4 protein-coding genes are annotated in these 3,716 nt (G+C 50.8%); 1 reads left to right on the top strand and 3 read right to left on the bottom strand.

From position 1 onward, the window contains the following. Positions 1 to 245: 245 nt before the first annotated feature. Positions 246 to 425 (bottom strand): zinc-finger domain-containing protein, encoded by a 180-nt coding sequence (locus PFRI_RS05030; protein ID WP_072629648.1) that lies wholly within the window; start codon positions 423 to 425, stop codon positions 246 to 248. Between the two features lie 83 nt (positions 426 to 508). On the opposite strand from PFRI_RS05030, the gene PFRI_RS05025 reads away from it, so the two are divergent. Beyond that, positions 509 to 1,438 (top strand): ABC transporter ATP-binding protein, encoded by a 930-nt coding sequence (locus tag PFRI_RS05025; RefSeq protein ID WP_072629647.1) that lies wholly within the window; start codon positions 509 to 511, stop codon positions 1,436 to 1,438. Here the strand turns inward: PFRI_RS05025 and PFRI_RS05020 are convergent. After that, positions 1,435 to 1,905, bottom strand: a complete 471-nt coding sequence (locus tag PFRI_RS05020; protein WP_072629646.1) for a DUF1203 domain-containing protein — start codon at positions 1,903 to 1,905, stop codon at positions 1,435 to 1,437. The genes PFRI_RS05025 and PFRI_RS05020 overlap by 4 nt on opposite strands. A gap of 72 nt (positions 1,906 to 1,977) precedes the next feature. Continuing rightward, positions 1,978 to 3,555 (bottom strand): DUF5928 domain-containing protein, encoded by a 1,578-nt coding sequence (locus tag PFRI_RS05015; protein WP_072629645.1) that lies wholly within the window; start codon positions 3,553 to 3,555, stop codon positions 1,978 to 1,980. Positions 3,556 to 3,716 lie beyond the last annotated feature (161 nt).

Below are 3,716 nucleotides of genomic sequence, written 5' to 3'. Positions count from 1 at the left end.
CGGATCATGCGGTTAGCTGAATCGTTCTACGGTCAGACGTCAACCCGTCAAAAGTCGGGTGCTCGAGGACTCTGTGTATAACTGTTTCTTAATCTTTAACTATTTCGGCCCTGAGCGTTTTTGGTGCCAAATGAGGGATAGTTAAATGCAAATGCTGCGTTATCGCATTTCTCCGACACAACCTATGCCGTGCTAAAAGCGTAAGAATCACTAACAGTTCAGGAGATTGAGGTCGTCAGAAGGGCTTAAACTTTCCCTTCAAAATCCTTGTGCACCAGCTTTGCATCGCAATAAGGGCATTCTACCCAACCATGCTGATCTGGAATTTGAAGCCATACGCGCGGGTGGCCCAATGCACCTTCACCGCCATCACAAGCCACGCGAAAACTGTCGACAATTTTTATCTCTGGTGCAGGTGTGCTCATCGGGTGTGTTCCCTTTTTTGGGTGGTCGCGGTAGAGGCGTTATGAGCCAAGCGAGCCAATTCGGCAAGAGCGAGTAAAAGCCTGTGATACAAGATGCCATTCAAATCACCGATCTCCATAAAACCTACGCTGGTAGCAAAGGTGCACCAGCAAAAGAGGCGCTGAAGGGTGTCAATCTAGCTATTCCAAAGGGCTCCATTTTTGGCCTGCTGGGTCCTAACGGTGCGGGTAAATCGACGCTGATCAATATCCTGGCAGGATTGGTTCTAAAATCATCCGGGACTGTGTCGATCTGGGGCTTTGATCAGGATGTGAACCCAAGGCAATCGCGTGCGTCGATTGGCGTGATGCCACAAGAGTTGAACCTTGATCCGTTCTTTTCACCGCGTGAAGCCTTGAACGTGCAAGCAGGTCTTTATGGGGTTCCAAAAGCAGAACGCCGTTCGGACGAAATTCTCGAATTGGTGGGACTTTCTGACAAAGCCAACGCCTACGCGCGCACTTTGTCCGGTGGCATGCGGCGTCGTTTACTTTTGGGCAAGGCGTTGGTGCATCATCCACATATTCTTGTCCTTGATGAGCCGACAGCAGGCGTTGATATCGAGCTTCGGCAGATGCTTTGGGCCAATGTGCGCAAGTTGAACGAACAAGGCATGACGATTGTTTTGACCACGCATTACCTCGAAGAGGCCGAGGAGATGTGCGACGAGATTGCGATCATCAACCACGGTCAAGTCGTTGCGCGCGATACGACAGCACATTTGCTTGGAAGCATTGATCAAAAGACGATGGTCATTGAACCCGACAGCCCGACAGACATTTTTGAGGTGCCGCACGGGATTGAGCTAAGTAAGACCAAACAAGGCGCATTGCGGCTGAGTTACCGCGCCAGTCAGACCAGCGCGGATGCAGTTTTGGAAGCGGTGCGTACCGCAGGCGTCACAATTCGAGATGTGCGCACAGAGCAAGCGGATCTAGAGGATGTGTTCTTGGAGTTGACGCGCGGCCGTTAAGTGGTGCGTGTCACGCGTGTGAGCCAACAGTTGTTTTTAGCTGAGCGAATATCGATGAATGATAGGTCTGCGTCGCTCAGCAACTCATCCAGCCTGTCAGCTGTCTTCGCTAATGGAACGATCGCGCCGGTGCCGTATTTGATCCTTTCATCAGCGGTATAGCCTTTGATCAGATACTCTGGCGAGACGGTCAAAACTTCTGGCACTTCAATCTTGTGTGGTGCTTCGCAGTCGTTTTGACAAATGAAAACTGGGCCTGTTTCGGCATAGGGGTGCAGCGTTTCAAAGGGCCTGAAGGCAAAAACAAGGAATGCCTCGCCCTCGGGGACGATCTTCAAACAATGGCGGCACGGCACACCACTGCCACTGGAAATTCCATGCTCTGGCGGATTGCCGTAAGCGTCGGGCGCGCCTGTTCTCGCTGCTGCTGCGTCCTGCGTGCTCATTCCGGAAAAAACGTATGACATATGTGCTCCTATTCTGATCCGTTTAGATAGGAGTGTTCGGGTTGCTAGAGCGACCCGTTTCCTGCGCAAAAATCAGTCAGAAAAAAGATATGGCGTATCCGCAATCTGTTGCGCTTTTTCGGGGCTAACGCCCAAAAACTCGGCTAGGGGCGCTGCGTTCTCCTGCGCTGAATCGCTTTCCTTGATCGTGTAGAGCGAGTCGAAATTCGCATCGTGAATACGATCTTTTTCGAATGCGATCTCGTTGCGAATGGTGGGGAGCAGGCGTTGCAATGTTTCCTCTGAAGTTTGCTCACCCGCAAGGCCGATGCGTTTGGAGTGACCAATTAGGAATTCATCGGTGTAGTTGCACTCCACCTCTAGGATACGCGTGCCTGAACGGTCTGATCCGAAATCTTCCAATAGGTAGAAGTTGCCCGGATCCATGCAGACTATCAGTCTGTTCGTCTCGAAATATTCAAACAGCATCCGCGTCAAAGCGCGCCGATGCCTGTGACGTTTGGACAAAGTGCGTTGAATGCCACCAAGGTCAGGCAGGGGCGCATTTTCTTCGTTAAAAATATACTCCACTACAGGAATATTCGTGCCGTGACTGATGCTTTCGACCAAACGCTTTGCGACGTGCCATTTCTTGCACACAACAATCATCAACTCGCGATCCCGTCCAAGCGTTGCTTCGGTTTCCCAGAAGCGACTGGCAAAGCGCCGCCCAATCCGACCCCGTTCTGTGAGGAACTTGAACAGACCCGCGCCCTCGTTGGAAATCTGAAACACTTGGTCTTCGGCAGCATAAAGCGCACCAAGGCGTTCTTTCAAATCCGTCGCCTCAGGACTGATCTTGCGTGCGAAAAGGAAATCTTGACTGAGCAAAAGCTCATAGTGGTCGTTATAGAACGTCACTGGCATGCCGTAGTCAGAGAACATTAGAAATGTCAGCGTGCGCGTTTCAATTTCGTTCTCTGGCACAAGATGCCGCACAAGCGTTTGGAAAAACGTCTCATCAGGAATCCAAGTGGTTTTGAAAAAGCGCATGACGTCTTTACGCATGCGCGTGAAATCGAGGATCCATTCGACAGTGCGCCTGCGCAAACACCACCATTGCGAACCGATCTGAATTTGAAGATCGCTTGGGATTTCGCGGGTCAGCCCAAGTTTCTTTTGCAAATTGTAAGAAGCGTAGAAGCGCCGTTTTTGGGTGCGCTCGTTAAAGAAATGACGGTAGATCAACCGCTCTTCCTTCATGCCTGTCTTGATCCAATCACTCTCGAAGTAATCAAAGCTTTCGATGTAATCGATATCATTCGAATCAAGGAAGGCATGGGTATATTCTGCCGATTTGATCGCCATGCAATCCCCTGAAAGCATGTAGAAATGCGTCGCACGCGGAAAAGTATCGACAGCGGCCTCGACGGCATAAAGCGTTGCTTGCACGAGGGACCAAGCGCCCCAGCCGCACTTAATCCGCTTGCGGGAAAAGGCGACGTTGGGATTGTCTTGCAAGGCGGCCTTGATCGCGGCGAAATGTTTGGGATTGGCGCTCGCGTCGAAGTGAATGGCCATATAGTCGCCAACCGCCGTCAAGCGTTCAGCCTGCTGGATGATCGCCTCAGGGTCTTTGTGGCACAAAAGGATGTAGGCGATTTTTGCCATTTTAGAAACCGTACACCTTAAACTCGTAGGACTGTATGAAATTTGAATACAGTGATAGCGAGGAATGTCCCTTGAATAAACAAGCTTTTTTCTGTTTTACATAGGGTATACACAGAGTCCTCGAGCACCCGACTTTTGACGGGTTGACGTCTGACCGTAGA

Source organism: Planktotalea frisia (genome assembly GCF_001890925.1).
Taxonomy (GTDB): domain Bacteria; phylum Pseudomonadota; class Alphaproteobacteria; order Rhodobacterales; family Rhodobacteraceae; genus Planktotalea; species Planktotalea frisia.
The sequence above is the reverse complement of the archived record's forward strand: the minus strand, read 5'-3'. Positions and strand labels throughout refer to the sequence as shown.

Coding starts and splice junctions, on each gene's coding strand:
- PFRI_RS05030 (WP_072629648.1), bottom strand. CDS start 425: ATGAGCACACCTGCACCAGAGATAAAAATTGTCGACAGTTTTCGCGTG.
- PFRI_RS05020 (WP_072629646.1), bottom strand. CDS start 1,905: ATGTCATACGTTTTTTCCGGAATGAGCACGCAGGACGCAGCAGCAGCG.
- PFRI_RS05015 (WP_072629645.1), bottom strand. CDS start 3,555: ATGGCAAAAATCGCCTACATCCTTTTGTGCCACAAAGACCCTGAGGCG.